Source organism: Rhizobium albus (assembly GCA_030160035.1).
GTDB classification, from domain to species: Bacteria; Pseudomonadota; Alphaproteobacteria; order Rhizobiales; family Rhizobiaceae; genus Georhizobium; species Georhizobium albus.
This window is the reverse complement of the sequence record BSNO01000003.1, coordinates 1,242,856-1,266,738: the sequence shown is the minus strand read 5'-3', so window position 1 is coordinate 1,266,738 and position 23,883 is coordinate 1,242,856. Positions and strand designations below refer to the sequence as shown.

Below are 23,883 nucleotides of genomic sequence, written 5' to 3'. Positions count from 1 at the left end.
CTAAAGCAGTCACCATACAGTCACAGCCGACCGAGTTCGGTCGCTGCGCTGCTTGCTCGCCAGAGCAACCGATCTTCAGTTCCCGATCAATCAGCCCGAGCGGCGTCCAGCAGTCTCAGTTGGACACGTTGCGTTCCCTGCCAATGGTCTGCAGTGAGCGTTCCCGCGAAGTGAAACGACAGCCCTTGCCCGGCGAGCAGTCCCTGCCCCAGTTCGCTGTCGGCAGCGCGAAACGCGATGCCATCGACACGCCTGCCATCGGCTGCGGCGGCACTGATCTTCACATGGCCCTTGCCGACGGTTCGCACATCCACCAGGCGATGGCGCGGCAGGGCGAAAATGGGTTGCGGATGGCCGGCGCCATAGGGGCCGGCCGATTCGAGAAGATCGAAGAGGGCTAGCGTCGCGCCTGTCGCTGAAAGCGCACCATCGATCTGCAACGTGCTGTCGGCCACGAGGCTCGCCACCTTTTTCGCGGCCTGCTCTTCCAGAAAAGCACGAAGCGCGCCGAGCCGCGAGCGCTCGACCGTGAGGCCGGCCGCCATGGCATGACCGCCGCCCTTGACCAGCAGCCCCCGATCCACCGCTGCGCGCACCGCCCGGCCGAGATCGAACCCGGCAATTGATCGCCCGGAGCCCGAGCCCTTGCCCTGGCTGTCAAAAGCGATGGCGAATGCCGGCCTGCGCAACCGATCTTTCAGGCGCGAAGCGATGAGACCGACGATGCCAGGATGCCAGCCCTCGCGCGCCGTAACGAAAACGGCCGGGCCCGAGCCGTTGGCATATTCCGCCAGCGCTTCGGCTTCCGCCTCCTCCAGCATCGCCGTTTCCATCGCCTGGCGTTCGCGGTTCAGCCCGTCGAGCTGGATGGCGATCTGGTCGGCCTGTGCCCGGTCCTCAATGGTCAGCAGTCGGCTGCCAAGGGCGGCATCACCAATGCGCCCGCCGGCATTGATGCGCGGGCCGATCATGAACCCAAAATGATAGGGCGTGATGGGTCCGCCAATCCCGGCAACGCGCACCAGCGCAGCCAGGCCCGGATTGGCCAGCTGGCGGGCAGCGACGAGCCCCTTGGTCACGAAAGCGCGGTTCAGCCCCTTCAGAGGCACCACGTCGCATACGGTGCCGAGCGCCACGAGATCGAGCAGCGACAGGAGGTTCATCGTCTGATGCCCCGGCTGCTGGCGCATGCGCAGGAGCCGGAGGGTGGCGACCAGCGTCAGGAACACGACACCGGCAGCGCAGAGGTGACCCTGGCCCGAAAGATCGTCTTCCCGGTTGGGATTGACCAACGCAGCGCATGGCGGAAGCACATTGCCGACCTGATGGTGGTCGATCACCACCACATCGATTCCGCGCGCGGCGGCAGCAGCCAGCGACTCATGGCTCGTCGAGCCACAGTCGACGGTCACGATCAGCCGGTTGCCGCGATCGATCAGCTCCTCGATGGCCGCGACATTCGGCCCGTAACCTTCGAAAATGCGGTCCGGGATGTAGATTTCGCTCTGGATACCGAAATGGTCGAGGAACCGCTTCATGAGCGCCGACGAACATGCGCCGTCGACATCATAGTCTCCGAAAATGGCGATGCGTTCACCGATGATGATGGCTGCCGCCAAGCGCTCGGCCGCCCGGTCCATGTCGGTCAGCGTCGACGGGTCGGGCATCAGACGTTTCAGCGTCGGATCGAGAAAGTCGACGGCGTCACCCATGGTCACACCGCGGCCGACCATCACCCGCGCCACCAGTTCAGAAAGCCCGAGAGACTGGGAAATCGCGAGCGCCTGGTTGAGGCCGGCCTGATCGAGGCGCTGCACCCAGCGCTGGCCCGTCAGCGAGCGCTCGACATCGAGAAATGCGCGGCTGACCTCTCCCGATATCGGCGCCATCTCTATTCCGTCTTCCTTTGAACCGGCTTCCCGAGTACGGGCCTCCTAGAAACGGGTCTTCGCCAAGCGATCCGCTGGCTCAAGCCGCTTTCGGACGCTCAATCCGGATCACCTGCGGCGCACCGATCGTATAGCCATCCGCGACCATGGCCTGAACAGCCGCCCGAACGGATGATTCGGTGGTCGCATGAGTGACGAGCACGACCGTCTGGCGGCCGCTGCCGGCCGGCGACGTGTGCTTGGCGCGCTGGACGATGGATTCGAGAGAGATCGTATTCTCCGCCATGTGCGTTGCAATCGACGCGAAGACACCGGCCTTGTCCTGCACGGTGACGCGAATGAAATAGCCACCCTCATGGCTGCGCATCTTGGCGCGTTTGTAGGGAACGAGCTTGGCTGCAGGCTTGCCGAGCGCAGGGCCGTGCTGGATGCCGGGACGACTCTTGGCGATATCGGCGATGTCACCCATCACCGCCGACGCGGTCGCGTCACCGCCCGCACCTGGGCCCGACATGATCAACTCGCCGAGCACGTCGGATTCGATCGCGACGGCGTTCGTCACGCCGTCGACCCGGCCTATGACGCTATCCTTCGGCACCATGGTGGGATGAACGCGCTGCTCGATGCCGGAATCGGTGCGCTGCGCGACGCCAAGTAGCTTGATGCGGTAGCCGAGATCGTCGGCGGCGCGGATGTCGTCGATCGAGATGTTGGAGATACCCTCGAGATAGATATCGTCGGCTGCGATTTCGGTGCCGAAGGCAAGGCTCGTCAGGATGGCAAGCTTATGCGCGGTGTCGTTGCCCTCGATGTCGAAGGTCGGATCCGCTTCCGCATAACCGAGGCGCTGCGCTTCCTTGAGGCACGCCTCGAAGCTCAGGCCTTCGCGCTCCATGGTCGTCAGGATGTAGTTCGCCGTGCCGTTCATGATGCCGTAGAGGCGGCTGACGCGGTTGCCCGTCAGCGACTCGCGCATGGCCTTGATGACCGGGATGCCACCCGCGACGGCCGCTTCGAAATTGAGGAGAACGCCTTTCTCTTCCGCGAGCGCCGCCAGCCGGACGCCATGTTTGGCGAGCAGCGCCTTGTTGGCGGTAACGACATGGATGCCACGCGACAGGGCCGCTTCGACCGCGCTCAAGGCCGGATCGGCCGCGCCGCCGATCAGTTCGACGAAGACGTCGATCTCGCCGGTCTTCGCCAGTTCGATCGGATCGTCGAACCATGTCATCGCGCGCAGGTCGATGCCGCGGTTGCGTTCGCGATCGCGCGCCGACACGGCGACGATCTCGATCGGCCGGCCACAGGCTTCGGCAAGCAGCGCATAGCGCGACACGAGGACGTGGACGAGCGCGGCTCCAACGGTACCGAGACCTGCGATCCCGATTTTCAGCGGTTCAGACATGGAATTTCCATCGTTCGGCTTGGAAGGACCGCGGATAGATGCCCGCGGCCGAAAGGCATCAGCGCCGTGCGTTCAGCGCGATGACGTTGTGCATCGTCTCGTCCGCCGTTGCAAGGAAGCGCTTGATGTTGCGCGCGGCCTGGCGGATGCGGTGCTCGTTCTCCACCAGTGCGATACGCACATAGTCGTCGCCCTGCTCGCCGAAACCGATGCCGGGCGCCACGGCGACATCTGCCTTCTCGACCAGAAGTTTCGAAAATTCCAGCGAACCGAGCGACTTGAACTTTTCCGGGATCGGAGCCCAGGCGAACATGGTGGCGGCCGGCGGCGGCACGTCGAAGCCCGCCTTGCTGAAGCTATCCACCAGCACGTCGCGGCGACGCTTGTAGATGCTGCGCACCTCTTCGATGTCGGAGCCATCGCCGTTGAGCGCAGCTGACGCCGCAACCTGGATTGGCGTGAAGGCACCGTAATCGAGATAGGATTTGACCCGAGACAGCGCCGCAATCAGCCGCTCGTTGCCGACGGCAAAGCCCATGCGCCAGCCGGGCATGGAAAAGGTCTTCGACATGGAGGTGAATTCCACCGCCACATCCATTGCACCCGGCACCTGCAGGACCGACGGCGGCGGCGCATTGTCGTCGAAATAGATCTCCGAATAGGCAAGATCCGACAGGATGATGATGTCGTGCTTCTTCGCCTGCGCGACCGCTTCCTTGTAGAAATCGAGGTCGGCCGTGTAGGCGGTCGGGTTCGACGGATAGTTGAGGATCAGCGCGAGCGGCTTTGGGATCGAATGGCGCACGGCGCGCTCGATCGCGACGAAGAACTGGTCGTCGGGCTTGACCGACATGGAGCGGATCACGCCGCCTGCCATCAGGAAGCCGAAGGCGTGGATGGGATAGGTCGGATCTGGGCACAGGATGACATCGCCCGGCGCGGTGATCGCCTGCGCCATATTGGCGAAGCCTTCCTTGGAGCCGAGCGTCGCGATGACCTGCGTGTCAGGGTTCAGCTTTACGCCGAAGCGGCGAGCGTAATAGGCTGCCTGAGCCTTGCGAAGGCCTGGGATACCGCGCGAGGACGAGTAGCGGTGGGTGCGAGGATCGCGCACGACGTCGCACAGCTTGTCGACGACGGCCTTCGGCGTCGGCAGATCCGGATTTCCCATGCCGAGATCGATGATGTCGGCGCCGGCCGCTCGCGCGCTCGCCTTCAGGCGGTTGACCTGTTCGAAGACGTAGGGCGGAAGGCGGCGGACCTTGTGAAACTCTTCCATCGATTTATCCGGATCAGACTGGGTTTGGCCAAGAATAGTGGAACGCCGTGCATGCGTCCAATCAAGCGCAAAAGCAAGCGGGACATTGTGGCGAGCAAGCGCGCCGCATTGAAGATCGCTCAGGTAAGCGGCTTTTCCATCACCAGTGCCGGGATGCCGGAACCGTCGGCTCCGCAATTTTCGGTGCGCCCGACCTCCACGAACCCGTGGGCGCGGTAAAAAGCGCATGCGGCTTCGTTTTCGGGCTCGACCTCCAGGCGGATGCGCTTCGCCCCGTCGAAGCAGGTTTCGATCTCGGCGAAGAGATCGCGGCCGATACCCTGGCGCTGCAGCGATGGGTGCACGTAAATCTGGTGGAGCAGGACCACATCCTTGTCGGAGCGGGCCGCATAGGCCATCCCGCCGATCCGCTTGCCGTCATCGGCAACCAGAAACTCCGATTGCGGCCGCGACAGGCGCGTCTGGAGCGCTTCCACCGAATGCCAGGAGCGCGTGATCTCCGCGACCTTCTCCACGCCGTAGAGCGTGTCATAGGTCGCGTGCCACGTTTCAGTCAGCAGAGTTTGAACGGCGGGAAGATCGGCCTTCATCGCCGTTCGTACGAAGAACATTCGATCAGTCCTCGAGGCCGAGCTTGGCCTTGACCAGCGCATTGACCGCCTGCGGATTCGCCTTGCCGCCGGTCGCCTTCATCACCTGCCCCACGAACCAGCCGGCGAGCGAGGGCTTGGCCTTCGCCTTTTCCACCTGGTCGGGGTTTGCGGCAATGATCTCATCCACGGCCTTCTCGATCGCGCCGGTATCGGTGACCTGCTTCATGCCGCGTTCTTCGACGATGGCAGCCGGATCGCCGCCCTCGTTCCAGACGATCTCAAAGAGATCCTTGGCGATCTTGCCGGAGATCACTTCGGCCTTGATGAGGTCGACGATGCCGCCGAGCTGATCGGGCGAAACCGGAGTCTCTTCAATGGATTGGCCGGCTTTGTTCAGGGCACCCAGGAGGTCGTTGATCACCCAGTTGGCGACGAGCTTGCCGTCGCGGCCCTTGGCGGCGCGTTCGAAATAATCGGCAATCGCTTTGTCGGACACCAGGATGGAGGCGTCATAGACGGAAAGCCCTACCGTCTCGATCAGCCGCGCCTTCTTGTCGTCCGGCAGTTCCGGCAGATGTGCTGCAAGCTCTTCGATGAACGCATCGTCGAACTCAAGCGGCAAAAGGTCCGGATCGGGGAAATAGCGATAGTCGTGCGCGTCTTCCTTGGAGCGCATGGAGCGGGTCTCACCCTTGCCCGGATCGAACAGGCGCGTCTCCTGGTCGATCGAGCCACCCTCTTCCAGAATGGCGATCTGGCGGCGCGCTTCGTATTCGATGGACTGGCCGACGAAGCGAATGGAGTTGACGTTCTTGATCTCGCAGCGCGTTCCGAAGTCGCCGCCTGGCTTGCGCACGGACACGTTGACGTCGGCCCGCATGGAGCCTTCGTCCATGTTGCCGTCGCAGGTGCCGAGGTAACGCAGAATGGTGCGCAGCTTGGTGAGATAGGCCTTCGCCTCGTCGGAAGAGCGCAGATCCGGCTTGGAAACGATTTCCATCAGCGCGACGCCCGAGCGGTTCAGGTCCACATAGGACATGGTCGGATGCTGGTCGTGCATCGACTTGCCGGCATCCTGTTCCAGGTGCAGCCGCTCGATGCCGATTTCGATGTCTTCGAACTCGCCCTTACGGTCCGGTCCGACCGAGATCACGATCTTGCCTTCGCCGACGATCGGGTCTTTGAACTGGGAGATCTGGTAGCCCTGCGGCAGGTCCGGGTAGAAATAGTTCTTGCGGTCAAAGATCGAGCGCTTGTTGATCTGGGCCTTGAGGCCGAGGCCGGTGCGCACCGCCTGCTTCACGCATTCCTCGTTGATGACCGGCAGCATGCCGGGCATCGCGGCATCGACGAGCGAGACGTTGGCGTTCGGCGCCTTGCCGAACTCTGTCGATGCACCGGAAAAGAGCTTCGACTTGCTCGTCACCTGCGCATGCACCTCCATACCGATGACGACTTCCCAATCGCCGGTGGCACCGGGGATGAAGCGCTTCGGATCGGGTGTGCGGGTATCGACGATGGTCATGCGGTGACGCTCTTCAATGGCCTTGAGGGTGGGTTTTGGCTAGAACATCGGGCTGCCCGGCGCAAGGACTTTGGCGCTGCTGCCGATCCGCTTTCCCTGCGACGCAATACCATCAAGCAGGTCCGTAGATCTCAATTTCGGGCTCATGCACCAGGCGCTTCGACATTCCGACCTTTTCAATGTCGCGGTCGAGCGATGCGGAATAGACCGTCGAAAGCCAGATCACCGTATAGCCATAGCGGCGATAGAACGCGATCGCCTCGTGATTGCGGGCATGGGTTTCGAGCTCGGCAGTCTCGTGTCCCGCCTCGACGATCTCGTCTTCCAGACAGGTGAGCAGCTTCGCGCCGTGACCGCGCCGCTGAAAGTCGGGATCGATCCAGAGATCTGAAATGGCGTTTGGCCTGGCTGTTTCTACGTCGAGTGGGTCTTCATGGGCGCCCCAGCCGACGGGCATGCCATCCTCCTCGGCAACGCGGATCAGAGACCAGCTGCGACTCGTGAAGGTGAGATAGGAGTCCATCGCGTTGCGGCGAAGGCTCGCGACGTTTGTCTGGCCCGATGCCCAAACCGACAGGCGGTCTTCCCAGGCACGATATCCGATCTCCGCGAGTTTCGCGGCATCACTGCGTTTGGCTGGTCGGATTACCACCAACGCTTTGGCGTGAAGCGGCCGGCAGCCTTCTCCACGACGCTGGCTGCGGCAAAGAGCGTCTCTTCGTCGAAGGGCCGGCCGATCAGCTGCAAACCGAGCGGCAGTCCATCCGTCGAAGTGCCCGCCGGCACGGCGATGCCCGGAAGGCCGGCCATGTTCACCGTGACCGTGAAGATGTCGTTCAAGTACATCTTGACCGGATCGGCTGCCATTTCGGCATCGCCGATCTCGAAGGCTGCAGATGGCGTTGCCGGCGTCAGGATCGCATCGACGCCATCGGCAAAGACGGTCTCGAAATCACGTTTGATCAGCGTGCGGACCTTCTGCGCCTTCAGGTAGTAAGCGTCGTAATAGCCGGCGGAAAGCACATAGGTGCCGATCATGATGCGGCGCTGAACCTCCTCGCCAAAGCCTTCGGCGCGGGTCTTCTCGTACATTTCCAGAATGTCGCGGCCCTGCTGGCGCAGGCCGTAGCGCACGCCGTCGTAGCGCGCGAGGTTCGACGACGCTTCGGCCGGTGCCACGATGTAATAGGCGGGCAGCGCGTATTTGGTGTGCGGCAGCGAAATCTCGACGATTTCGGCGCCGGCTTCCTTCAGCCAGTCAATGCCCTGCTGCCAGAGCGCGTCGATCTCGCCCGGCATGCCGTCGACGCGGTACTCCTTCGGAATGCCGATCTTCAGGCCCTTGACCGAACGGCCGACTGCGGCCTCGTAATCCGGAACAGCGCGATCGACCGAGGTCGTGTCCTTGGCATCGGTCGAGGCCATGGAACGCAGCATTATCGCCGCATCGCGCACGTCGCGAGCGATCGGACCAGCCTGATCCAGCGACGATGCGAAGGCGACGATGCCGAAGCGCGAGCAGCGGCCATAGGTCGGCTTAATGCCGACCGTGCCGGTGAATGCGGCCGGCTGGCGGATGGAGCCGCCCGTGTCGGTCGCGGTAGCACCGGCGCAGAGTTCGGCGGCAACGGCTGCCGCGGAGCCACCGGAGGAGCCGCCGGGCACGAGGCTCTTGTTGGAGCCTTCGACGCGCCAGGGGTTCACGACCGGGCCGTAATAGGACGTCTCGTTGGACGAGCCCATGGCGAACTCGTCCATGTTCAGCTTGCCGAGCATGACGGCGCCGTCGTTCCAGAGGTTGGACGTGACGGTTGATTCGTAGCGCGGCTCGAAGCTGTTCAGGATATGGCTGCAGGCCTGCGTATGGACGCCTTCCGTCGCAAAAAGATCCTTGATGCCAAGCGGGATTCCTTCGAGTGCTCCCGCCTCACCGCTCGCCATGCGCTCGTCCGAACGCTTTGCCATGGCGCGCGCCTTGTCGGCCGTCACCGTCACATAGGCATTGATCGAGGGATTCGCGGCGTCGATCGCGCTCAGATAGGCATCCGTCAGTTCGACCGAGGAAAGGTCGCGTGCGCGCATCTTTTCGCGAGCTTCGGCGATGGTCAGGCGGGTCAGTTCGGACATCAGGCAAACTTCTTTTCGTAAAATCTGGAATAACCGGAATCAGGATAGTCGAGGACAGCGCCGCACTGGGTAAAACCGCTGCGCTCGTAGATGCGCCACGCGGCCTCGAAACCCGGCGCCTCCCCCGTCTCGAGAACGAGGCGAGACAGGCCGCGATCCCGAGCGCGTTGCTCGACCTGACGCAAAAGCGCGGAGCCGACGCGCTGGCCGCGCACTTCGGGCTTGGTAAACATGCGCTTCACCTCGCCGAGGCCTTCCCCATGCTCTTTCAGCGACGCCATGCCGACAGCGTTTCCATCTCCATTGCGCGCGACGAACACCGTCACCGAAGGCTCGGCCATCTGCTCGACCGTCAGCTGGAACTGGAACTCGCGCGGCGTCAACGGAATCATGTGAGCGTTCAGCGCGCTGACCATGTCACGCACATCGTCCTGAAGAGGCGTTTCGGCTGCGATAGCCAGATCCACAGCCTACTCCACGACTTTCGGGACGAGGAAGAAGCCTTCTTCGGAAGCCGGCGCATTGGCCACGATATCGGCAGCCTTGTCGCCATCGGTGACGACGTCGGCGCGCTTCTTCATGTCCATGGCAATCACCGAGGTCATCGGCTCGACGCCGCTCACGTCGACCTCGTCCAGTTGCTCGACGAAGCCGAGGATGACGTTGAGCTCGCCGACCATGCGCTGTGCATCCTCGTCGCTCACCGCAAGGCGGGACAGACGGGCAACGCGCTTTACCGTTGCGATATCGACAGACATGCGAAAACTCCGGGATTTTCAGGCGTGCGGGTGCCTATAGCGTTCGTGCCTGCTGAGAGCAAGGCTGGCAAACTGTGCATTACGATCCCCGTATGTCCAGCAGTCTATACGATATTTCAATGCTTCTCTTCTTAACTGCAGCCGTTGGGGGTGCCTGGTTGTGTTGCAGTTTTTTCGTAAGTCATTTCTCTTCAATGTCGACGTGGGAAACGAGCGTTTCGCGATCGCACAATATGCCGCGCTGACGCAGCAAATTCCGATTCTCTACATCCTGCTGATGGTGAACGCGGCGGCACTCGCATGGACTCACCATGGGGCGGCCCCGCAATGGCAGACGCTCTACGTTCCGGGCTTCCTGTCGCTCATCTGCATCGTGCGTCTGGCCAAATGGCATCTGCGGCGCAACGACCGTCCGACGCCCGAACAGGCCGTCCGCAAAATGCGCGGCACCGTCGTGCTCGCCGGCCTCTTTTCCATCTGCTTCGGCTTCTGGGGTGTCAGCTTGTACCCCTTCGGCGATGCCTACCAGCAGAGCCACATCGCCTTCTTCCTGTCGATCTCGGCCATTTCCTGTGTCTTCTGCCTGATGAACCTCCCGCCGGCCGCACTGGTCACGGCAGGCAGCGTCTTCTTCATCCTGATCGGCAACTTCATGTTCAGCGGCCAGCCCGTGTTCACGGCCATCTCGATCAGTGTCTGCTTCATCTCGCTTGCCTTCATCCACGTCACGCACAGCAATTTCGACAACTTCGTGTCGATCGTGCGCATCTCCGACATTCTCGAACAAAAGCAGAAGGAGACCGAGCAACTCGGCGTCCTGAACGCCAAGCACGCGCTTGAGGACCAACTGACCGGCCTCGACAACCGGCGCAGCTTCTTCGAGAAAATCGACCAGGTGATGAGGACGGCGGCGGGCGGCAAGCCTCCGGTGATCGGCCTGATCGACCTCGATGGCTTCAAGCCGGTCAACGACGTGTTCGGCCATGCAGCCGGTGACTCGGTTCTCGTCGAGACCGCCAGGCGCTTCCGCAAGATCCTGCAGCCCGGCACCACAATCGCGCGAATTGGGGGCGACGAATTCGGCTTCATCCTGCCCTCGGAACTGGATGCGGCCCAAGCCTTGGACATCGCCAACGCCCTTTGCCTCGCGCTGAAGGACCACTACGAAACGCCCGCCGGCATCGCACGGCTTTCCGGCTCATGCGGTATCGTCGTCTCGCAGGAACGTCATGTGACGGCTGCAAGCCTCATCGAACAGGCAGATTTCGCGCTCTATCAGGCCAAGTCCAAACAGAATGGCGGCGTCGAGATCTTTTCCGAGCAGCACACGCAGCTTCTGCATGAACGGACATCGATCGAGCGCGAACTGCGGATCGGCGATCTCCGGCAGGAGTTCTATCTGGCGTTTCAGCCGATCGTCGATCTGAAGACGGGTGAAGTCGTCAGCTTCGAGGCGCTCGGCCGGTGGCACAATGCGACGCTCGGCGAGATTTCGCCCGCCGCCTTCGTGCCGATTGCGGAGCGCTGCGGGCTGATCAACGACGTATCGCTGATCCTCCTGCGCAAGGCGATCGACGCACTCGACGAACTGCCGCTCGACTGCCGGATTTCGTTCAATCTTTCGGCGCGCGACATCTGCAATCATATCGACGCGCTGAAAATCCTCAGCCTCGTGGAGCGCTCGGGCGTCGCCACGAATCGCCTCGAATTCGAGATCACAGAAACGGCACTCCTGTCGAACTTCGAAACGGCGGAGCGGATGATTTCGCTTTTCCGCGCCGCCGGCATCAAGGTGGCGCTCGACGATTTCGGCACGGGCTATTCGAGTCTCAGCCACGTGCATCGCCTCGCCTTCGACAAGCTTAAGATCGACCGCAGCTTCGTGCAGCAGATGGAAAACGACGTGCGCTGCCGCAACATCGTGAAGTCGGTGGTCGATCTCTCGGCGAATCTCGGGATCGACTGCGTCGCGGAAGGCGTCGAAAGCGGCGCGATTGCGGCGCAGTTGAAGACCATCGGCTGTGCCTATGGCCAGGGCTACCATTTCGACCGCCCGCTAACCTTCCAGAACGCCTTGAGCCTCGCCCGCAGCGCCGGGCGCCAGCGTGTCGCACTGCGGGCATAGATTTTCGGGCCGGAAGCCTGCTTCAGAACTCAGAACTGATGCAGCGTGCCGGCAGCGGCCACTTTCGCGCGTTCCGCCTGGCTCTCCAACGCATCAACGAACACATCCGCCGTCTGATCGATGATCGGGAACGAGCCGTAGTGGCACGGAATAATCGTCTTGAAGTCGAAATAGCGGCGGCATGCGAGCGCTGCGACGGCACCGCCCATGGTGAAACGATCGCCGATGGGCACGATGCCGATTTCTGGCCGGTGCAGTTCGTGGATGAGCGCCATGTCGGAGAAGATGTCGGTGTCGCCCATGTGCAGAAGCGTTGGCCCGCCTTCGATGTGGAAGACGCAGCCATTGGCGTTGCCGAGCGCGTGCGACACGCCATCCTCGGTGATGTCGGCGGAGGAATGCAGCGCGTTCACATAGGTCACCGAGAAGCCGTCATGATGGACGGTACCGCCGGTGTTCGTCGGATCGAGCTTCTCCACGCCGCGATGCTTGCCGAGGAAGCCGCAGAGATCGGCATTGGCGACGACGGTCGCACCGGTTTCCTTAGCGATCGCTGCGGTATCGCCGACATGATCCGCATGGCCATGGGTCAGGACGATATGCGTGACGCCTTCGACGGCATCCCTGCGATCGAGACCAGCGAAGCCGGGATTTCCAGTGAGGAACGGATCGATCAGGATCGTTGCCTTGTCGGTTTCGATCCTGAAGGCGGCGTGTCCGAGCCAGGTCAGTTTCATCGATATCTCCTTGCTGATGCCCGAGCGGGGGTTATTGCTCCGCGCCGGAAGATGGCGCAGAGAAGCCCAATTGCAAAATCCGGAAGGCCGAAATCTTGTCAATCGTCGCGCTCGAAGACCTGCCCGGCCACATGCCCAAGGGCACCACGCTCGCCGGCCTCGATCTCGGCACCAAGACGATCGGCGTCGCCATTTCGGATCTGGGGCTGACGCTGGCAAGCCCGCGCGGGGTGATCCGGCGCGCGAAATTTTCCAAGGACGCGGACGCACTGCTCAAGCTTCTGGCGGAGCAGCAGGTTTCGGGCATTGTGATCGGACTGCCGATCAACATGGATGGCAGCCAGGGCCCCCGGGCGCAGGCTACCCGCGCCTTCGTGCGCAATATGGAGCCTCTAACCGAGCTTCCGTTCGCCTTTTGGGACGAGAGGTTGTCGACGGTGGCAGCCGAACGGGCGCTGATCGGCATGGATGTGTCACGCGCGAGAAGAGCTGAACGTATCGACGCCGCCGCAGCGGCGTTCATTCTTCAGGGAGCGCTCGACAGGCTCTCGTCGCTCTGAAGCGACGCATTGCGCGTGTGACGCGCTGCCCACCACGCCCGGATCTCACGACGCTTGCGAAAAGCGACGATGCCCAGCACGATGAACGTGTCGACCACGAGCGCGCGCGCCACCAGCGGCGGTATGGTTTCCGGCTCGATCCCGAGCACATTTCCATAGATTTGGAAGACCAGATCGTGCGTCTCACGCGTCAGCATGAAAAAGCCGAAGCTGATATCGTGATAGGAAAGCCCATACCATGCGATCAGCGACCCCACCGGCGCGGCCCAGAGTATCAGAAACCATTTCATGATCGCGGCCTCGCATCGGGGAAGGTGTGGACGGACGCTGTCGCGGCGGCGATCCGGTTCTTCAGGTAAACATTCGAAACAGCCGCATCGTCGTCGGCAGCGGCTGTTTTGACGGTGGTCCCATCAAGGAACAGCGCTGCCGCCCCCGTCATCAGGAGCAGGCCGGCTTCGATGAACACGCCTGCATCCACCCTGCCCTCGAGCCAGCCGAAGGCATGTGTCGCCGCCGTCAGCACCAATGCGCCGGTTACGGCTGCAACAAGCGTCTCGCCCGAATCGCGCTTGGTCGCGTCCGCGCCGAACAGCGCAAAGAGTGCCGCCAAGCAAAACAATGCGGCTGTCCCGAATTCAGCGAAACCGAAGAGATGATTGATGCTCAACCAAGCAAACATTCCGGGCTCAGCGGCCGAGGGCGACGGAACGGCGCGGCTCAGCCCGGACATGGAAAACTCCACCATCCAGAACAGCGATATGCCGATCACGATCGTCCGCATGCGTGGGAAGCCCTTGCCTCATTTGTCACACCGTTAACAAAACAAGTAGAACGCGGTTGCAGAAAGCTTACCGCCAAAAACCCGTTAACGATCTGCTAACCATAAGGGAGCCAACGATTCCGGGCCATCGCGGTAATCAGCTATCGTTATTCATGGTTAACGGCGGTCCCATTGCGGAGCGAGTTGCTCATCCGTCGTATGGGGCCTAATGAACGGGCTTCGAAAGGCCCGCATTCATGATTTCGATCCTGCAAAGTATCATCCCGATCTTTCTGCTCGTGCTGCTCGGGGTCGTGCTGAAGCGCTGGAATGCCATCGACCAGGGATTTTGGTCGGGGCTGGAGCAGTTCGGCTATTTCGTCGCCTTTCCCGCCCTCCTCTCGATGACGCTCTATGAAGCCGATTTCGCAGCGCTCGACATCGGTCGTGTCGCACTGACCGTCGCTATCACGCTCTGTCTGATGATGGCGTTCGTGCTTGCGCTTTGGCCGATCATGCAGCGGCAAGGCATCACCGCATCGAGCTTCACCACCATCTTCCAGACGGGTATTCGCTGGAACGGCTTCGTCGCGCTCGCCATCGCCAGCAGCCTTCACGGCGCTGAAGGGATTGCGCTCGTCGCGCTCGTGATGGCGCTGATCATCCTGCCGATCAATCTCGTCTGCGTGGCGGTGATGGTGTGGTTCGGCGGCGGGGCGCGCAAGCTCTCGGTGCTGGCGCTGCGCATGGTGCGCAACCCGCTCATCCTGTCCTGCCTCGCCGGCCTCGGCGCCCGCCTTCTGCCGTTCGACATCCCCGCCCCGCTGATCACGGCGATCGATCTCATCGGCGCCAGCGCGCTCGGCCTCGGCCTCCTGATGGTGGGTGCTGGACTGCGGGTCGGCGACGCCCTGAAACCACGCCCCGTCGCAGCGCTGACCTCTGCGATCAAGCTGATCCTGTTTCCGCTGGTGATGGTCGCGGTGGCGCTCGCCATGGGGATCGAAGGCGCAACGCTCGAGATCCTGGTCCTCTGCGCGGCAGTGCCGACGGCCATGAACGGCTATCTGCTGGCGCGCCAGATGAATGGCGACGCCCCGCTTTATGCGGCGATTACGACCATCCAGACGGCGGCCTCAATCGGAACCATGCCGCTGGCGCTCTTCCTGCTGCGTCAGCTTTCCGGATAGAGAAGATCGACGAGCTGGCGGGCGTCGAAACGCGAATCGAGCATTCCGTAGGTGGAGCGCCAAGCGCCCGCCAACCGCGTTTCGATGAAGGCATCGGCGACGCGGCCTGCGCCTATTCGGTTCAGTTCCGCTGCTGCAGCTGAAAGGGCCAGTTGCTCGGTCAGCATGCGGGCCGCACCCTGGTCGCTCTCGCAGACAGCCATGGCAGCCTCCAGGACGTCACGTGTCCGCCTGCCCGCGGCACCGAGATCGGCGGCGATCGTTTCGAGCACCACGTCGAAGAGATCGCGCCCCCGGGCCAGTACGCGTAGCACGTCGAGCGCCATGACGTTGCCCGAACCTTCCCAGATCGCGTTGACCGGGGCCTCGCGGTAGTGGCGGGCGAGCGCCTTCTCCTCGACATAGCCATTGCCGCCGACCGATTCCATCGCCTCGTAGACCAGAGCCGGAGCGATCTTGCAGACCCAGTATTTGACGACCGGCGTCATCAGCCGTGCGTAAGCCGCTTCGCGCGGATCGTTGCGGGCGCGGTCGAAGGCGGTGGCAAGCCGCATGGAGAGCGCTGTCGCGGCTGCCACATCAAGCGCCATGTCGCCGAGAACACGCGCCATCAGCGGCTGGTCGACCAGCTTCTTGCCGAACACCGAGCGGTGCCTGGTGTGGTGCACCGCGTCGGCCAGCGAGGATCGCATGATGCCTGCGGAGGCGACCGCGCAATCGAGCCGCGTCATGGTCACCATGTCGAGGATCGTGCGGATGCCCTCGCCCGGTTCGCCGAGCAGGAAGCCATAGGTGTCGGAAAACTCCACCTCGCTGGAAGCGTTCGACCGATTGCCGAGCTTGTCCTTGAGGCGCTGGAATCGCAGACCGTTGGGTGATCCGTCCTCTAGGATGCGGGGAACCAGAAAACAGCCGATGCCTTCGGGCGTCTGAGCCAGCATCAGGAATGCGTCGCTCATCGGCGCGGACATGAACCATTTGTGGCCGGCCAGCCGATAGATGCCCTCGCCCACACGCTCGGCAGATGTCGTGTTGGCGCGCACATCCGTGCCGCCCTGCTTCTCGGTCATGCCCATGCCGAGCGTGATGCCGGTCTTCTGCATCGCCGGCTTGTGGGCGGAATCATATTTGCGGGACAGGATCTTCGGCAGCCAATCGCGTTCGATCCGGGGCGACGCCATGATCGCGGCGACCGATGCATTGGTCATCGTCACGGGGCAAAGATGCCCTGTCTCGAGCCCGGCCGTCAGGAAAAAGCGGACAGCGCGCGCCTTGTGGGCGACGCCCGCTTCCGTCGGCAGGTCTTCCCAGACCGAGGCATGGAGCCCGCTCGAGACAGATTTGCGCAAAAGCGCATGGTAGGCGGGATGGAAATCCACCTGGTCGATGCGGTTCCCCTGGTGATCGTGGGTCTTCAGTTCCGGCGGGTTGCGGTTGGCAAGCCGCGCGAGATCCTGCGCCTCCGCACTCATCACGAAACGGCCGACGCCCTCGAAATCGAGGCGGAGTGCGCGATCCATGTCGAGCGTGATTTCGACGAGCAGCGGATCGGCGCGATAGGCATTCATCCCCGAAAAGCGCGGCGGCTGGTTGAAGACGTCGTGGGTCGCTGGCTGGGGACGGGTGCTCATCGCCCTTCCTAACCGGATTCGAGCGCGATTGCAGCGGGATAGACGGAGAATTTGCGGTGGAGCAGCGCGGCTGCGCTGAGGGCCGGCGCTTGTTCGGGCGGCGGGCCACGCCTATAGAGCGACGAGCCGCAAGCCGGAGCCCGTCACGCGCATGTCCTTTCCGCACCGCCACCTTCTCGGCATCAAGGGTCTGAACGAGGCCGACGTCCACTATCTCCTTGATCGATCCGATGCTGCCGTCGCGCTTAGTCGGCAGCGCGAAAAGAAGAAGGCGAGCCTGCGCGGGCTGACGCAGATCAACCTCTTCTTCGAAGCATCGACGCGCACACAAGCCTCCTTCGAGCTGGCTGGAAAGCGGCTCGGCGCCGACGTGATGAACATGTCGGTCGGCAATTCGTCCGTCAAAAAAGGCGAGACGCTCGTCGATACGGCGATGACGCTGAACGCCATGCGGCCAGATATCCTCATCGTGCGGCATTCGTCAGCCGGTGCCGCAGCACTTCTTTCGCAGAAGGTCGGCTGCTCCGTCGTCAATGCCGGCGACGGCGCGCATGAGCACCCGACACAGGCGCTGCTCGATGCGCTGACGATCCGGCGTGCAAAGGGCAAGGTCGGCCGCCTGATCGTCGCCATTTGCGGCGACGTGCTGCACAGCCGCGTGGCGCGCTCCAACATCGTGCTTCTCAATCTCCTGGGCGCGCGCGTCCGCGTCATTGGCCCATCCACGCTGATGCCTTCGGGCATCGGCGACATGGGCGTCGAGGTCTACACGTCGATGAAGGAAGGGCTGAAGGACGCCGACGTCGTGATGATGCTGCGCCTTCAGCGCGAGCGCATGTCAGGCGCTTTCGTGCCATCGGTGCGCGAATATTTCCGCTTCTATGGCCTCGATGCGGAGAAGCTTGCCTATGCCAAGGAGGACGCGCTGGTCATGCACCCGGGCCCGATGAACCGTGGCGTCGAGATCGCCTCGGAGATCGCAGACGGCCCGCAGAGCGTCATCGAGCAGCAGGTGGAAATGGGGGTCGCCGTGCGCATGGCCGTCATGGAAACACTTCTTACAGGCGAGGAGGCGCGGCCATGACGATCACGGTCCTCACCGATGCGCAGATCATCGATCCGTCGCGCGGCATCGATGAGATCGGTTCCGTCATCATCAAGGACGGGATCATCGAAGCGGCCGGCGCTGGAGCCCATAATCAGGGCATTCCGGAAGGCGCCGAAATCATCGACTGCCGCGACAAGCTGGTCATTCCCGGGCTCGTCGATACGCGCGTTCACGTCGGCGAACCCGGCAGCGAGCACCGCGAGACCATCGCTTCGGCCAGTCGGGCAGCCGCTGCGGGCGGTGTCACGTCCTTCGTCATGATGCCGGATACGACCCCGGCGATCGACGATGTGGCGCTCGTCGAATTCGTTCTGAAGACGGCGCGCGATTCGGCGGTCGTGCGTGTTTATCCCGCAGCAGCGCTTACAAAAGCCCTCGCGGGCGAGGAGATGACCGAGATCGGCCTTCTCTCGGCCGCAGGCGCCGTCGTCTTCACCGATGGGAGACGCACGCTCGCCAACACTGCCGTCATCCGCCGCGCGCTGACCTATGCACGCGATTTCGGCGCCCTGATCGCCTGCGAGACGCAGGACAAGCATCTAGCGGCCCAGGGCGTGATGAACGCCGGGCTTTTCGCCAGCTGGCTCGGCCTGTCGGGGATCCCGCGCGAAGCGGAAATCATCCCGCTCGAGCGCGATTTGCGCCTCGCTGCACTGACGCGTGGACGCTACCACGCAACCAGCATCTCGGTTCCCGAATCCAGCGACGCCATTGCGGCTGCAAAAGCGCGCGGGCTCGACGTGAGCGCCGGCATCTCAATCAACCATCTGACGCTGAACGAGAACGACATCGGCGAATACCGCACCTTCTTCAAGCTGTCGCCGCCGCTGCGCACCGAGGAGGATCGTCGTGCGATGGTAGAGGCCGTGCGCGACGGCACGATCGACATCATTTCGTCAGCCCATGACCCGCAGGACGTCGATACCAAGCGCCTGCCCTTCTCCGACGCGGAAAACGGCGCCATTGGTCTCGAAACGCTGTTCGCCGCCGCATTGCGGCTGCACCATTCCGGCGACGTGCCGCTCCCTCGGCTCATCGACGCGCTTTCAACGAGCCCTGCCAAGCGCTACGGCCTCGACGCGGGCACGCTGAAGGTTGGGGCACGGGCCGATCTCGCGATCGTCGATCTCTACGAGCCCTTCGTGTTTTCGAAGGATCGCATCGTCTCGACCTCCAAGAACACGCCGTTCGAAGATGCACGCTTCCAGGGGCGCGTCTTGCAAACCTTCGTGGCGGGCGCCACAGTCTTCAGAGCGGATTGAGCCGGAGTTGATGCATGCCTGAACCGATCATCACGCAGGTCCAATTCGACCTGTTCCTGGTTGCGCTGACGTTCGGCTACCTGCTCGGCTCCATCCCCTTCGGGCTCATCCTGACGCGCATGGCCGGGCTTGGGGACGTGCGCAACATTGGGTCCGGCAACATCGGCGCCACAAACGTTCTGCGCACTGGCAACAAAAAGCTTGCGGCCGCAACGCTCATCGGAGACGCCCTCAAAGGCACGTTGGCGGTCGTCGTCGCCGCGCAATTTTCCGAAATCCTCGCCATCATTGCCGGCTTCGGTGCGTTTATCGGCCACCTTTTCCCCGTGTGGTTGAAGTTTCGCGGGGGCAAGGGTGTTGCAACCTATGTGGGTGTGCTGCTCGGGCTTGCGCCCGCAATGGTGCTGATCTTCGCGGTGATCTGGATCGGAACGGCCTATTTCACGCGCTATTCCTCACTTGCCGCGCTTCTTGCAGCGATCGTCGTTCCGCTTTCCTTCTTCATTCTGGGGGAAATGCGGTTGATGGAGCTTTTCGTCATCATGAGCATCATCACCTTCATCAAGCACCGGGCGAATATCGGCCGCCTGATCAACGGCACCGAAAGCCGGATCGGGGCCCGCGGCTGATGGCGCACGATGGGGGCGCCGGCCGGCCGCGCGGGATCGCGCTCACCGATCGCCAGCGCCTCGCCTGGCTGCGCCTCATCCGCAGCGACAATGTCGGTCCTGCCACCTTCCGCGAACTGATCAACCATTGCGGCTCGGCAGAAGCTGCGCTCGATGCCCTGCCCGACCTTTCGGAACGTGGTGGCGGGCGGTCACTGCGGGTGGCGAGTGTCGAACAGGCCGAGCGGGAACTGGAACAGGCGACGCGCTTCGGTGCGCGCTTCGTCGGGATCGGGGAGCCGGACTACCCACCGCTTCTGCGTTCGATCGATGCCGCCCCACCGCTTCTGGCGGTCAAAGGTGACACATCACTGACCCAGAAGCCGGCGGTCGCCTTCGTCGGCTCGCGCAATGCATCGGCGGCGGGCGCGAAGTTCACCGCCCGCATGGCGCGCGAGGTCGGGGCCGCCGGATACGTCGTCGTGTCCGGTCTCGCCCGAGGCATCGATGCGGCGGCCCACCGTGCGACGCTCGAAACGGGCACCATCGCGGCGATGGCCGGGGGGCTCGACATGCCCTACCCGCCCGAAAATCTCGAGCTCTACCAGCAGATGACGGACGGCGCCGGTCTTGCCGTTTCGGAAATGCCGTTTGGATGGGAGCCCCGCGCCCGCGACTTTCCGCGCCGCAATCGCCTGATTGCCGGCATCGGCTACGGCCTCGTCGTGGTGGAGGCAGCGACCCGCTCGGGCTCGCTCATTTCGGCGCGTCGTGCCGCGGATTTCGGCCGCATCGTCTTCGCGGTTCCGGGATCGCCGCTTGACCCGCGATCGACCGGCACCAACGCGCTGATCAAGGACGGCGCGACGCTGATCACCGGCAGCGCTGACATTCTGGAAGCGTTGGCTCCTTTGGTCGGCAGGCCGGTCGCGCCGCCGCTCTCGGTGCGCGAGCGGGACGAGGATGGACCTGGCTTGCAGGCCGAGCCTGGCGAAACAGATCGCGACAGGATCGTGTCGGCGCTGGGCGCGACGCCCGTCGAAGTGGATGATATCGTGCGCCATACCGGACTGCCGCCGGCTGTCGTTTACCTGGTCCTGCTCGAGCTTGATCTTGCCGGGCGGCTATCCCGTCATCCGTCCGGACTGGTCAGTCTTCTTACGGATGATGTCTGACGGCTTGACGCCGAGCTGGATGTCGCCCGCCTCAACATACGCCATCTCGATGAGATAGCAGAGCATGAAGCACCGCTGCTGCTCTGCCATGACGCGCAGTTCGCCGAGCATCTGCCGGATGAAGGCTATTGTCTCCGGGTCATGCGCATGGTCGCGCCCGCCATTTCTCTGACCATCCATTTGAGGTCTCCCGCGCGCAGCGCCTCATCCGAGCTCAGGATCATCGGTCCAAAGCCAATGTCAGAAACATAGCGGTTCTAGCCATAAGTGCAACACACCGTGGCGCATCTTGAGGTTGTATAACTACATGAGCAATTGCTGCATAATCGGAAATGACTTGACCTCAAGCCGCTTGCTGTCCATCTCCGGGCCTGTGATCGCCGCCAAGCGGCACTATCCAGCACTGGTCGCGCGGTGCCCACTCATCAGAATTTGAGCGTGTTCATGAACGTCGTCGTCGTCGAATCGCCTGCCAAGGCAAAGACAATCAACAAATACCTCGGCAAGGACTTCAAGGTCCTGGCCTCCTTTGGCCACGTGCGCGACCTGCCGGCCAAGGACGGCTCGGTGAAGCCGGACGAGGATTTCGAGATGAGATGGGAGGTGGATACCGCCTCCAACAAGCGACTGAAGGACATCACCGACGCGCTCAAGGGCGCCGACAGCCTCATTCTTGCGACCGACCCGGATCGCGAAGGTGAAGCCATTTCCTGGCACGTGCTGGAAGTGCTGAACAAGAAGAAGGCGCTGAAGGACAAATCCGTCCAGCGCGTCGTCTTCAACGCGATCACCAAGAAGGCCGTGCTCGATGCGATGGCCAATCCGCGCGATATCGATGCGCCGCTGGTCGATGCCTATCTGGCGCGGCGCGCGCTCGACTACCTCGTCGGCTTCAATCTCTCCCCGGTTCTGTGGCGCAAGCTGCCCGGTGCGCGCTCGGCCGGCCGCGTTCAGTCGGTGGCGCTTCGGCTCGTCTGCGATCGCGAGGCGGAAATCGAGCGTTTCGTCGCCGAAGAATACTGGCAGATCAGCGCCGACCTGAAGACACCGCGCAACGACGTCTTCAATGCGCGGCTCTCGTCCTATGAGGGCAAGCGGATCCAGCGCCAAACCGTGTCGAATGTCGGCGAAGCCGACACGATTAAGGCGATGCTTGAAGGCGCCTCCTTCACGGTCGAAAGCGTCGAGGCAAAGCCGACGAAGCGCAACCCTGCCCCGCCCTTCACGACCTCGACCCTGCAGCAGGCTGCATCTTCGAAGCTCGGCTTCAATGCCAAGCGCACCATGCAGGTCGCGCAGAAGCTGTATGAAGGCATCGACATCGGCGGCGAGACCGTCGGTCTCATCACCTATATGCGAACCGATGGCGTGCAGATGGACATGAGCGCCATCGAGGCCGCACGCGAGGAGATCGCGTCGAATTTCGGCGACCGCTACCGGCCCGAAAAGCCGCGCTTTTATTCGACCAAGGCGAAGAACGCACAGGAAGCCCACGAGGCGATCCGCCCTACCGGCTTCGAGCGCCGCCCCGATGACGTGAAGCGCTATCTCGACCAGGACCAGATCCGTCTTTACGACCTGATCTGGAAGCGGGCGATCGCAAGCCAGATGGCATCGGCGGAGATCGAGCGGACCACCGTCGAGATCGCCGCCAAGAATGGCGACAAGATCGCGGGCCTGAGAGCCACGGGCTCCGTCATCCGCTTCGACGGCTTCATCGCCGCCTACACGGATCAGAAGGAAGACGGCGAGCAATCCGACGACGGTGACGACGATGGCCGTCTGCCGGAAATCAATGCACGCGAGACCGTCGCCAAAGAAAAGATCAACGCATCCCAGCACTTTACCGAACCGCCGCCGCGCTACTCGGAAGCGACGCTGATCAAGCGCATGGAAGAGCTCGGCATCGGCCGGCCGTCGACCTATGCGGCGACGCTTTCCACGCTGCAGGACCGTGAATATGTTGAGATCGACAAGCGCAAGCTGATCCCGCAGGCCAAGGGACGTCTCGTCACAGCGTTTCTGCAGAACTTCTTCGAGCGCTATGTGGAGTACGACTTCACCGCCAATCTCGAAGAGCAGCTCGACAAGATCTCGAACGGCGATCTTGCCTGGAAAGACGTGCTGCGCGCGTTCTGGAAGGATTTCTTCGCGCAGATCGAGAACACCAAGGAATTGCGCGTTTCCGACGTGCTCGACGTCTTGAACGAAGAGCTTGCCCCGATCGTCTTCCCCAAGCGCGAAGACGGCGGCAATCCACGCATCTGCCCGACCTGCGGCACCGGCAATCTGTCGCTGAAGCTCGGCAAGTTTGGCGCCTTCGTCGGCTGCTCGAACTATCCGGAATGCAATTTTACCCGCCAGCTTTCCGCCGAGAGTGCCAATGGCGACGAAGCGCAGCTGTCCGGCGAGCCGAAGGATCTGGGCCGCGACCCGCACACGGGCGAGCCGATCACGCTTCGATCAGGCCGTTTCGGTCCTTACGTCCAGCGGGGCGACGGCAAGGAAGCGAAGCGCTCGAGCTTGCCGAAGGGCTGGAAGGTCGAGGACATCGACCATGAAAAGGCGATGGCGCTGATCGGCCTGCCGCGCGACATCGGCAAGCATCCTGAAAGCGGCAAGATGATTTCGGCCGGCCTCGGCCGCTACGGTCCCTTCCTTCTGCACGATGGCGGCTACGCGAACCTCGAGACGGTCGAGGATGTCTTCACCATCGGCCTCAATCGGGCAGTGACGGTTATTGCGGAACGCAAGGCCAAGGGCCCTGCGCGCGGTCGCACAGCCACTGCGGCGTTGAAGGAGCTCGGCGAGCACCCCGATGGCGGCGCGATCACCGTGCGCGACGGCCGTTACGGCCCCTATGTCAATTGGGGCAAGGTCAACGCGACGCTTCCGAAGGACCTCGACCCGCAGGCCGTGACGCTTGAAAAGGCGCTGGAGCTGGTGGCCGAGCGCGCCGGCAAGAGCGGCAAGAAGGCTGCGCCGAAGAAGGCGGCAGCCAAGAAGGCAACCCCGGCCAAGAAGCCGGCTGCTGTAAAGAAGGCCGCCCCGAAGAAGAAGGCAGCCGCTGCCAAGACATCGACCGAGAAGACAAGTTCGGCAAAATCGAAGGAGGCGTAGGGTCCGACCCTTCGCCGGAGGCAAGACC

General features: G+C 62.9%; 22 protein-coding genes. 8 read left to right on the top strand and 14 right to left on the bottom strand.

Translation table 11 applies throughout. From position 1 onward, the window contains the following. Nucleotides 1–86 precede the first annotated feature (86 nt). From recJ to gatC, 9 genes are all read right to left on the bottom strand, one after another. Nucleotides 87–1,889 carry a single-stranded-DNA-specific exonuclease RecJ gene (gene recJ / locus QQL76_RS13745; RefSeq protein ID WP_499208109.1) on the bottom strand — a complete coding sequence of 601 codons (1,803 nt, stop codon included), beginning with the start codon at nucleotides 1,887–1,889 and terminating at the stop codon, nucleotides 87–89. Between the two features lie 79 nt (nucleotides 1,890–1,968). Continuing rightward, the gene (locus QQL76_RS13740) at nucleotides 1,969–3,294 is read right to left on the bottom strand and encodes a homoserine dehydrogenase (RefSeq protein WP_499208108.1); all 1,326 of its coding nucleotides are present in this window, start codon (nucleotides 3,292–3,294) and stop codon (nucleotides 1,969–1,971) included. A 58-nt stretch (nucleotides 3,295–3,352) separates the two neighbouring features. Continuing rightward, nucleotides 3,353–4,573, bottom strand: coding sequence for a pyridoxal phosphate-dependent aminotransferase (locus tag QQL76_RS13735; RefSeq protein WP_499208107.1), 1,221 nt, complete (start codon nucleotides 4,571–4,573; stop codon nucleotides 3,353–3,355). 119 nt (nucleotides 4,574–4,692) lie between these two features. Beyond that, a complete protein-coding gene (locus QQL76_RS13730) occupies nucleotides 4,693–5,184 on the bottom strand; it encodes a GNAT family N-acetyltransferase (protein ID WP_126010617.1) in 492 nt (163 codons plus the stop codon). A 4-nt stretch (nucleotides 5,185–5,188) separates the two neighbouring features. Beyond that, nucleotides 5,189–6,691, bottom strand: a complete 1,503-nt coding sequence (gene gatB, locus QQL76_RS13725) for an Asp-tRNA(Asn)/Glu-tRNA(Gln) amidotransferase subunit GatB (RefSeq protein ID WP_499208106.1) — start codon at nucleotides 6,689–6,691, stop codon at nucleotides 5,189–5,191. A gap of 112 nt (nucleotides 6,692–6,803) precedes the next feature. Then, nucleotides 6,804–7,343 (bottom strand): GNAT family N-acetyltransferase, encoded by a 540-nt coding sequence (locus QQL76_RS13720; protein ID WP_499208105.1) that lies wholly within the window; start codon nucleotides 7,341–7,343, stop codon nucleotides 6,804–6,806. After that, on the bottom strand, nucleotides 7,337–8,818 hold the full coding sequence (gene gatA, locus QQL76_RS13715) for an amidase (RefSeq protein ID WP_499208104.1): 1,482 nt from the start codon (nucleotides 8,816–8,818) through the stop codon (nucleotides 7,337–7,339). Before gatA ends, QQL76_RS13720 begins: the two co-directional genes overlap by 7 nt. Continuing rightward, the gene (locus QQL76_RS13710; RefSeq protein ID WP_499208380.1) at nucleotides 8,818–9,234 is read right to left on the bottom strand and encodes a GNAT family N-acetyltransferase; all 417 of its coding nucleotides are present in this window, start codon (nucleotides 9,232–9,234) and stop codon (nucleotides 8,818–8,820) included. Before QQL76_RS13710 ends, gatA begins: the two co-directional genes overlap by 1 nt. A 54-nt stretch (nucleotides 9,235–9,288) precedes the next feature. Next, the gene (gene gatC, locus QQL76_RS13705) at nucleotides 9,289–9,576 is read right to left on the bottom strand and encodes an Asp-tRNA(Asn)/Glu-tRNA(Gln) amidotransferase subunit GatC (protein ID WP_126010622.1); all 288 of its coding nucleotides are present in this window, start codon (nucleotides 9,574–9,576) and stop codon (nucleotides 9,289–9,291) included. A 163-nt stretch (nucleotides 9,577–9,739) separates the two neighbouring features. Here gatC and QQL76_RS13700 point away from each other — a divergent pair, with 163 nt between their 5' ends. Beyond that, nucleotides 9,740–11,701: a putative bifunctional diguanylate cyclase/phosphodiesterase gene (locus QQL76_RS13700; RefSeq protein WP_499208103.1), complete on the top strand. Its 1,962-nt coding sequence runs from the start codon at nucleotides 9,740–9,742 to the stop codon at nucleotides 11,699–11,701. 29 nt (nucleotides 11,702–11,730) lie between these two features. Here the strand turns inward: QQL76_RS13700 and QQL76_RS13695 are convergent, their stop codons facing one another. After that, a complete protein-coding gene (locus QQL76_RS13695) occupies nucleotides 11,731–12,438 on the bottom strand; it encodes a metal-dependent hydrolase (RefSeq protein WP_499208102.1) in 708 nt (235 codons plus the stop codon). A gap of 131 nt (nucleotides 12,439–12,569) precedes the next feature. Here QQL76_RS13695 and ruvX point away from each other — a divergent pair, with 131 nt between their 5' ends. Further along, nucleotides 12,570–12,998 carry a Holliday junction resolvase RuvX gene (gene ruvX / locus QQL76_RS13690; protein WP_404864539.1) on the top strand — a complete coding sequence of 143 codons (429 nt, stop codon included), beginning with the start codon at nucleotides 12,570–12,572 and terminating at the stop codon, nucleotides 12,996–12,998. Here the strand turns inward: ruvX and QQL76_RS13685 are convergent. Together QQL76_RS13685 and QQL76_RS13680 are read right to left on the bottom strand one after the other, a co-directional pair. Next, nucleotides 12,965–13,288, bottom strand: a complete 324-nt coding sequence (locus QQL76_RS13685) for a DUF6105 family protein (protein WP_499208101.1) — start codon at nucleotides 13,286–13,288, stop codon at nucleotides 12,965–12,967. The two genes, ruvX and QQL76_RS13685, sit on opposite strands and share 34 nt — an antisense overlap. Further along, the gene (locus QQL76_RS13680) at nucleotides 13,285–13,782 is read right to left on the bottom strand and encodes a hypothetical protein (protein ID WP_499208100.1); all 498 of its coding nucleotides are present in this window, start codon (nucleotides 13,780–13,782) and stop codon (nucleotides 13,285–13,287) included. Before QQL76_RS13680 ends, QQL76_RS13685 begins: the two co-directional genes overlap by 4 nt. 236 nt (nucleotides 13,783–14,018) lie before the next feature. Here QQL76_RS13680 and QQL76_RS13675 point away from each other — a divergent pair, with 236 nt between their 5' ends. Then, entirely contained in the window at nucleotides 14,019–14,951 is a 933-nt protein-coding gene (locus QQL76_RS13675) for an AEC family transporter (RefSeq protein WP_499208099.1), read from the top strand. Here the strand turns inward: QQL76_RS13675 and QQL76_RS13670 are convergent. Next, nucleotides 14,936–16,582 carry an acyl-CoA dehydrogenase family protein gene (locus QQL76_RS13670; RefSeq protein WP_499208098.1) on the bottom strand — a complete coding sequence of 549 codons (1,647 nt, stop codon included), beginning with the start codon at nucleotides 16,580–16,582 and terminating at the stop codon, nucleotides 14,936–14,938. The genes QQL76_RS13675 and QQL76_RS13670 overlap by 16 nt on opposite strands. A 151-nt stretch (nucleotides 16,583–16,733) precedes the next feature. On the opposite strand from QQL76_RS13670, the gene QQL76_RS13665 reads away from it, so the two are divergent. The 4 genes from QQL76_RS13665 to dprA are packed head-to-tail and all read left to right on the top strand — an operon-like array spanning nucleotide 16,734 to nucleotide 20,735. Beyond that, nucleotides 16,734–17,666 (top strand): aspartate carbamoyltransferase catalytic subunit, encoded by a 933-nt coding sequence (locus QQL76_RS13665; protein ID WP_499208097.1) that lies wholly within the window; start codon nucleotides 16,734–16,736, stop codon nucleotides 17,664–17,666. Further along, nucleotides 17,663–18,952 carry an amidohydrolase family protein gene (locus QQL76_RS13660; RefSeq protein ID WP_499208096.1) on the top strand — a complete coding sequence of 430 codons (1,290 nt, stop codon included), beginning with the start codon at nucleotides 17,663–17,665 and terminating at the stop codon, nucleotides 18,950–18,952. Before QQL76_RS13665 ends, QQL76_RS13660 begins: the two co-directional genes overlap by 4 nt. A gap of 14 nt (nucleotides 18,953–18,966) precedes the next feature. Next, entirely contained in the window at nucleotides 18,967–19,581 is a 615-nt protein-coding gene (plsY, locus tag QQL76_RS13655; RefSeq protein WP_499208095.1) for a glycerol-3-phosphate acyltransferase, read from the top strand. Then, nucleotides 19,581–20,735 (top strand): DNA-processing protein DprA, encoded by a 1,155-nt coding sequence (dprA, locus tag QQL76_RS13650; RefSeq protein WP_499208094.1) that lies wholly within the window; start codon nucleotides 19,581–19,583, stop codon nucleotides 20,733–20,735. Before plsY ends, dprA begins: the two co-directional genes overlap by 1 nt. On the opposite strand, the gene QQL76_RS13645 is transcribed toward dprA, so the two are convergent. Continuing rightward, nucleotides 20,685–20,915, bottom strand: coding sequence for a hypothetical protein (locus QQL76_RS13645; RefSeq protein ID WP_499208093.1), 231 nt, complete (start codon nucleotides 20,913–20,915; stop codon nucleotides 20,685–20,687). The two genes, dprA and QQL76_RS13645, sit on opposite strands and share 51 nt — an antisense overlap. A gap of 264 nt (nucleotides 20,916–21,179) precedes the next feature. On the opposite strand from QQL76_RS13645, the gene topA reads away from it, so the two are divergent. Beyond that, nucleotides 21,180–23,855, top strand: a complete 2,676-nt coding sequence (topA, locus tag QQL76_RS13640; RefSeq protein WP_499208092.1) for a type I DNA topoisomerase — start codon at nucleotides 21,180–21,182, stop codon at nucleotides 23,853–23,855. Nucleotides 23,856–23,883 lie beyond the last annotated feature (28 nt).